Annotated in this window: 6 protein-coding genes and 2 pseudogenes; 7 read left to right on the forward strand and 1 reads right to left on the reverse strand. The window is 59.8% G+C overall.

All coding sequences use genetic code 11. From position 1 onward, the window contains the following. Together ABNX41_RS21255 and ABNX41_RS21260 are read left to right on the forward strand one after the other, a co-directional pair. Positions 1–687: pseudogene (locus ABNX41_RS21255) on the forward strand (Mu transposase domain-containing protein); the annotation flags it as partial. Between the two features lie 248 nt (positions 688–935). Further along, positions 936–1,556: a hypothetical protein gene (locus ABNX41_RS21260; RefSeq protein ID WP_438671690.1), complete on the forward strand. Its 621-nt coding sequence runs from the start codon at positions 936–938 to the stop codon at positions 1,554–1,556. A 40-nt stretch (positions 1,557–1,596) separates the two neighbouring features. Here ABNX41_RS21260 and ABNX41_RS21265 read toward each other — a convergent pair whose 3' ends face one another. After that, the gene (locus ABNX41_RS21265; protein ID WP_438671691.1) at positions 1,597–2,667 is read right to left on the reverse strand and encodes a hypothetical protein; all 1,071 of its coding nucleotides are present in this window, start codon (positions 2,665–2,667) and stop codon (positions 1,597–1,599) included. 70 nt (positions 2,668–2,737) lie between these two features. Between ABNX41_RS21265 and ABNX41_RS21270 the strand changes: the two genes are divergently transcribed. The 5 genes and pseudogenes from ABNX41_RS21270 to ABNX41_RS21290 all read left to right on the forward strand — a co-directional run. Continuing rightward, positions 2,738–3,361, forward strand: a complete 624-nt coding sequence (locus tag ABNX41_RS21270) for a hypothetical protein (protein WP_438671692.1) — start codon at positions 2,738–2,740, stop codon at positions 3,359–3,361. 1 nt (position 3,362) lies between these two features. Next, positions 3,363–4,331 (forward strand): hypothetical protein, encoded by a 969-nt coding sequence (locus tag ABNX41_RS21275; RefSeq protein WP_438671693.1) that lies wholly within the window; start codon positions 3,363–3,365, stop codon positions 4,329–4,331. Between the two features lie 757 nt (positions 4,332–5,088). After that, positions 5,089–6,186: a putative sugar O-methyltransferase gene (locus tag ABNX41_RS21280; RefSeq protein WP_438671694.1), complete on the forward strand. Its 1,098-nt coding sequence runs from the start codon at positions 5,089–5,091 to the stop codon at positions 6,184–6,186. 42 nt (positions 6,187–6,228) lie between these two features. Then, positions 6,229–6,588, forward strand: coding sequence for a hypothetical protein (locus ABNX41_RS21285; protein ID WP_438671695.1), 360 nt, complete (start codon positions 6,229–6,231; stop codon positions 6,586–6,588). A 46-nt stretch (positions 6,589–6,634) separates the two neighbouring features. Next, positions 6,635–7,010, forward strand: a pseudogene (locus tag ABNX41_RS21290) (IS5 family transposase); the annotation flags it as partial.

The raw sequence follows: 7,010 nt of genomic DNA on the forward strand, positions 1-7,010 counted from the left end.
AGTGGCCCATGTTCGCCTGTGTCACAGCCGGATGTTCTTTGTGCGGGCCTATCCGCGCGAGACGCAGGAGCCTCAGCCATCGGGCTCGAACCGATGGCGCCGCGATGGCTTCGATGTTCGATGCCCACGACAGGGCTTTTGCCTTCTTCAAGGGCACATGCACCCGTGGGGTCTACGACAACATGAAGACGGCGGTGGAGACCATCTTCACCGGCAAAGAGCGTCTCTACAATCGCCGGTTCCTGCAGATGGCCAGCCATTATCTGGTAGAACCTGTTGCCTGCACCCCTGCTGCGGGTTGGGAGAAAGGCCAGGTGGAGAGCCAGGTCGGCACTGTCCGCCAGCGGTTCTTCTCGCCCCGCGTCCGGGTCAAAAGCTACGAGGAACTGAATGCCTGGCTGCTGGACGAGTGCATCGCCTCGGCCAGAACCAGCAAGCATCCCGAGCTGACGGACAAAACCGTCTGGCAGGTCTTCCAGGAAGAGCGCCCACACCTTGTTCCCTATGCCGGGCGCTTCGACGAATTCCATTCGTTGCCTGCGCACTCGACCATTGTTCTCGAACCAATGGCGAACAAGGTCTCGTATGTCGAAGACCTGCCTCGTGCGCTTCGACAACAACAAATACTCGGTTGCGGCAACGGCTGTCGGGCGGCAGGTCGAGATCAGGGCCTATGCTGAGCGGATGCTGGCCAATGCCCCAGTCGCTTCTCTGGCGGTCTCCAAATATGCCGGGTCGCGATGGAGCAGGACTACCAAGAAAGCACCATCCAACAGCGGGTGGCTTGTTGGGTGACGGTCTGCGCATCCGCATCCTCTCCCCCCGCAGCACGGAAGACAGCCAGTCCTGGCCCGCTTGAGATCAGTTCTGGACAGCGCAGTCGCCACCTGCTTCAAATGCATCGGTAAATCCGCTTTTTGAACGAGGACGTTGTGATGATCCGATCTTTGCTTGCCGCGCTCGCACTTGTTGCCGCAGCACCGCTTGGCGTGCAGGCGCAAAGCCTCTCGGCACAGGACATCCTGGCCCAGGTGGACAAAAAGGTGGCCACAGGCAACGAGTATCAGGCACTGCTGGCCGATCCCGATCCGGCACGCGCACTGGCGGCGATGCAGATCATGCTGGCATCTGGCGATGCCGAGCTGATGCGGATCGCCTTGAATGCCGGGCTTTACAGCCCCAATCCAACCGTGCAGCGCACGGCTGTCGAAGCGTTCATCAAGGCGGGGCCAGTCCTGAACATTTATGTAGACGGCAGCGCCGCCTCCGATCCCGACCGTTTCACCGAGATATTTATGCGTTACTATAATGGCACGGTAAATGATCGGAAGCTGGGATTTATCAGCATGAAGGTCGGTGAATACAACAAAGCGCGGTCCTGCTACCAATTAGACATAAACTACTGCCTGTTTCGCATCTCGGATGACGGCATCAGCCTCTTTATCTGGGACAAGTGGAATATCCTGCGGGTCAATGATCAGGGCGAGATCGCGGGGCTTGTCACCGTTCCGGATGTCGCCGCGCCGCTGCCGATTCGCATCCCGCTGTCCAACTGACCGCCTGGCGGAGCCACCCCCAAGGTTCAGATCTGTTCCATCAGTGGAAGCTCACCGCATCCAGCCCGACCGGGGCCTCGTCCCAGGCGCTGCGGATGGTGACATAGACCCAGCGGGCGCTGGTGGGGGCTCCGGTCAGTTCCAGCACCCCATCCGGGCCCATCACCCCCATGGCGAAGGGCCGCGCGCGCTGGCCCGCCCCGTCTGCGGCGACCTCGACGGTGATGTCGCGGGGGGTGGCGAGGTCTTCCTCCCTCGCGGCCTCGATGCGGACACGGGACAGCACCGCCGCCGCATCGCCCCGAACCCGGAAGGCGATGCGGTTCGGGCGGGTCAGGTGGAAAGCGTAGACGCCCGGCCCCGTCAAATTGGCCTCGCCTTGGTCCGGGGTAAGCGGCGGCAGGATCGCCGAGACCGCCTCGAACGCCAGGCTGGCCCTGTTATCGGACTGCTCCGGCACAGGCAACGCGCCCCCGCCGCCAGCCGCGATGGGCGCCGCCTGGCGCGAGATGCGGCGCGAGATATTCTGGCCGATCTCCTCGATCCGGATGAAGCGACCCTCGGTCGGGGTCATGGCCTCAATGATCATGCCGATCGGGCGGTCGCCCTCGAAGAGAAAGGCGCCGCTGGTGCCCTTGAAAAGCTCATCGCCGGGCTTTGCCACCACCGCCTCCAGCGTCAAGTAATCGGTGCGGGTGATCTGCATCGGGATACGCTCGACCTCGCCCGAGCTGCGCAGCCTTTGCAGTTGCACCTCGCCGCCGGTTTCAGCCCGGACCGCACCGGAGATGAGGGCCAGATCGGCGGTGCAGCGGTCCTCGACCGCACCGCGCAACTGGCCGATGGCGAGGTCCATCCCGTCCCAGAACGGGGTTTCGATCATTGCAGCGGAATGGACCACCGGCGCACCGGAAAAGACGGTCACCCGGCGGCTGTCGCCAGCGACATGGCGCGGCAGGATCACCCAGCACAGGCCAGCATGGCGGATGGTGAAGCCATGCCCGGTCTCGCCCGCGCTTTCGATCCGCACAGTCTGCGCCGCAATACGGGTTCCATTGACGGCTGCGGCCGCTACTATCACAATCGTCAGGCCAAATCGGAGTATGCGCATGCTGGCGAGGGCTCTCCCGTTTCTCATTTTGCTGCCATTCGCGGCGCTTGCCGAGGAGGTTAGCCCAGTCGTGCTGACCTCTCAACCTTTCGACGAGGTCTGGCGGCCGGCAGCCGAGATTTCCGGCGCGGTCGTGGTCGGCTTTGCCGCCGCCAGCGCTCCGTTCCTCGGCGAGGCAGATCTGGGTGTCAGCGCGATGATCCCGGGCGACTGGCGCGGCACCGACCTTTGCCTGCGGGTGACCAGCGCCGATGGCCGCTATGAATCGCGCAACAGCTACCGTGTCAGCGAGGATTGGCAAGGCGGCGCGATCCCGCTGCCTTATCCCAGCCCAAACCCCTCCCGCCTGATCGACCTGCCCCCCGGCGAGGTCACGGCCGCCCTCTGGCGTGGCGATTGCGCCGGGACCGGATCGGAAATCGCCCTGGTCTGGTGGCGCGGCGGCACCGAGCCGCTTCTGATGCTCAACACCTCGCGCGCCGATGAGACCTTTTTGCTGTTCACCAACCATCCCGACTGGCCCGAAGTCACCTGTCTGTCGGCCCCGGCAACGGGGCGGATCGCCTTTGACACGATCTGCCCGATGCCTGCGGGGGCGCTTGAACAGCCAAAGCTGGACGTGGTCGTGATCCCCTTCCGGGGCGGCGAGATGGGGCGCGAAATCGCCCTGACCCTGCGCGGTCCGACCGGCTGAGATGGAGCAGCTGACCAACCGGATCCTGCCCGTTGCCGGGCTGATGCTACCAGTTCTGACCATCGCTTTGCTGGCTCTCCTGCTGGCCGACCCGTTCCGCTCGACGCGCAGTTTCCTGATCGAGGCCAATACGCTTGGCGCCGAAATCACCTTTGACGGCGGCGCGAACCATTGGGATCTGGGCGAAGCCGTGCTGTGCCGCCCATTGGAGCGTATCGACCTGCGGGCGGCTCCCGGCAGCGGCACCTGCGACACCCGCCGCTTTGTCGAGAGCCTGGAGCCGGTCGCCCTGGCCTGGAATGACGACGCAACGATCACCATAACCGATCGCGGCGCGCGCGGCCTCTCGATGCGGATCACCGGACTGGCCGGGCTGCCCGATGGCAGCCTCGTCTTCCTCGACCGTGCCCAACTGGCGGAACTCGGCGCGCTGAGTTTTGTCGGGCATCTGGTGCTGGGGCGCAGCGCCCAGTCCGGCGAGAGCGGCCTCTTGCTCTCGGGCAGCTATGAGGCGCGCGAACGCCCGCTTCTGAGCGCCCAGACCGAAACGGTGAAATCGGGCCTGCTGCGCAGTGGCGAGAGCGCGCGTATCCTGGAAGACGGCGCGCTTGCCCTGACTTATGGCCATGTAACGCTCCCCGAAGATCCCGACCAGCGCGGCCTTCATTTCGTCGGTGTCTCGGCCCCAGGTCGATCCGCGCTGGAGGTCAGCTATTTCGGCGGCCGCGCGCCCAATCTGATCCGCCCGAACTGGGTGGACCGTGCCTTGACAAGCCCCTTGCTCATTGCCGGGCTCTTCCTTCTGTCGTCAGCGGCCGGGCAGATCCAGCTTTTGAGCAGCAGCTTCGCCTGGCTGACCGGCAAACGGGCCGCGCTCGGGCAGGATACCGCGCCGGGCAGACCTCGCCAAAGCGGCAACTCCCCGCGCAAGACGCGGCGCTCGTGGAGAAAGCGCCGCCCCTGGCGCTGAACGCAGCATGTAGGGCGGACGCCCCCAGGTGGTCGCAACTTCACCGGATCCACCTTCCTCTCCGATCCGCACCGCACCATTGCGCCAACGCTGGATACAATTTCTTTTCCACTATACGCCTCCGCCTCCACGGCAAGGATCTTTCATATTTTAGCCCCAGCAAGGGATTGGAAATGGCGTCGGGTCGGGGGTGAGCGCGGGCCTTTGGCCCGCGTCGATCCCCCGCACCGGCTATTGGGCTGGTGTGACCGGCGCCAGCGGGCTCCGGTCTCTGCATCCTGGGAAGACTAGGCGCACGGACCTCGATGCGCAGGCGGCGTCCTCGCCACGCCGGATCTTCTAAGTCGCTTTCCACCCCGGCCCGGCCGGGCCAGGGCTTGCAGACCGTGAGCTGGACGCGCTTTCCGATACAGGATTCTCGTGAGATTTGATCTGTGCTTCACTGTTTGCGGAGCAGATACGGGGGGTCGCGATCGGCAAGCCACATCCTATGGCGCTTCGGGGGCGTGTCATCAGTTTTGTGGAGGGAGGCATTCACACCGCGCCATCAATTTCGGCGAGCGAGCGTCGAGTGCAGATCGGCTGGACCAATGGGCAACAAGGCCCCACGAGCAGCATACAGATTCACATGGTTGTCTGATTTTGAGAACCTAGTAGAATGCAGAGCAGATATGTTTGCTAGAGTTGCGGATTGAGCAAGCGGAACTTCGATCCTATCGCATGCCGTTTATACAAGAAAATCCAAAGAGACTACCGTATGCTGAATCCCCCACCCCATATTAAAGCTCGCCCGAAACTGCTTATCTCGGAGAGCCCTCGAGAAATGATTACACTTTCGCAGTGCGAGCTCGCGCTAACATCAATAAAGGAGGATAGGGTATTCGGCACACTTGGGGATGACACTGAATGGAAGTGGCATACCGATGGCGGACAGAGGCCCCTCACAAGCGCTATTCTGGAACGTGATGCCGAAAGGATACACAGTATCCTTAACAATATTCATGGCAACTCTACCATGGAAGGCTTTGATCAACACAAGAGACACACAGACATAATCTCTTCGAGTGTTTCTCAGCAAGAGTATCATGCTAAAGTTATATATGCAACCTTACTAAGGTGCGGCATGGCGCTCGGGGTAATTAGGGCCTACAATCCCGAGCAGAATGAAAACTATCCTTATCTCTCTGAAGATCAGACCGATACTGTTCTTTCGGCTGTTTTAGCTGCACTTAAGCTCTCTGCGCCGTTGCCTCGTACAGTGAGCGGAGCAATTGGTCTAGACACGGCCAGCGGACTGCTAAGTCATCGGCAAGCTATTAGCCTGGGGTATCTGAGAGAGTATAGGGATCTTCTGGCGACATATGAAAAGAAATATGATGCAATAGTAGAGATTGGTGGAGGCATAGGCCGGATCGCATACAATATTGCCCGTGGAAAAGATGTTTGTTACACGATTGTAGATCTTCCAGCGGTGGGGTTTGTGCAATACGCATTTCTTACGTCAAATGGTGTTAAGTGTTCTCTTTGGCCGGATGAATTGAAAACTGACCCCGGTCATGTCAACATAATCAGCGCATTCTCCACTCGTGCCCTGCGGTCGTTAAATGGGGCATTATTCCTGAACTTCGATGGTTTCGTTGAGATGTCCAAGGAGTCTCTGTTCAGGTACTTTCGATTAATATCTAAAACAAAATCGGACCTCCTGTCAGTTAATCAAGAAGCCGCTAGCAAAATGCTTGGTCATGTGGAGCAGAATTGGAATATTGCGCGCTTGACAGAGTTTGGATTGCATGCTTCGCGACGTAGTTGTTTCTGGGAGAGATCTGGCTACGTGACCCACGTCATTCTTTTCTGATCGGGCAAAACAATCAAAAACTGTCAAAAGAACGGGTTGGTTATGGTAACAGTAAGTTTTGAAAATTATGACGCGAATGGCAATAATACTGGAAATGATAGCGCAGCCATAGCTGCAGCCTTATCAAGTGGCCTTGCCGTTAGGAATCCACCTGAATCTGTCTACCGCATCACTACAACCGTGAATGTTTTGACCAGTAAGTCGATTGACTGGGAGGGAGGAATAACAGCATTCGCTGGTGGACTTGGACAAGGAGCAATCGACATTGCTATGGCCACGGATTCTTCAGGAAAACAGAGCAACTTGAGGCAAACAGTATTCATAGACAAGTGCTCTATTCTTGCAGTAAACGCCACAAATGGATTTGGACTTAGAATTCGGCCTAGGGTCAGGACCTATTGATTGTGGATCTTTAGCATGATTCAGGAGGTGCTAGGAGACCCTTCTGATGAGCAATCTATTCTGGCTTACAGACGCGCAGATGGCGCGGCTTGAGCCTTTCTTTTCCAAGAGCCATGGCAAGCCGCGCGTCGATGATCGTCGCGTTCTGAGCGGCATAATCTTCATCAATCGCAATGGCTTGCGGTGGTGTGACGCTCCCCGGGAATACGGCCCGCCAAAGACCCTCTACAACCGGTGGAAGCGCTGGAGCCGGATGGGCGTGTTCACTCGCATCATGATCGGCCTGGCCGCCGAGGCGGCTGACGAGAAGACCATCATGATCGATGCGACTTACCTGAAAGCCCATCGCACGGCTTCAAGCCTGCGGGTAAAAAAGGGGGGCGCGGCAGGCTGATCGGGCGCACGAAGGGCGGGATGAACAC

Origin of the sequence: Pseudogemmobacter sonorensis (assembly GCF_042762395.1) — a bacterium.
Classification (GTDB): domain Bacteria; phylum Pseudomonadota; class Alphaproteobacteria; order Rhodobacterales; family Rhodobacteraceae; genus Pseudogemmobacter; species Pseudogemmobacter sonorensis.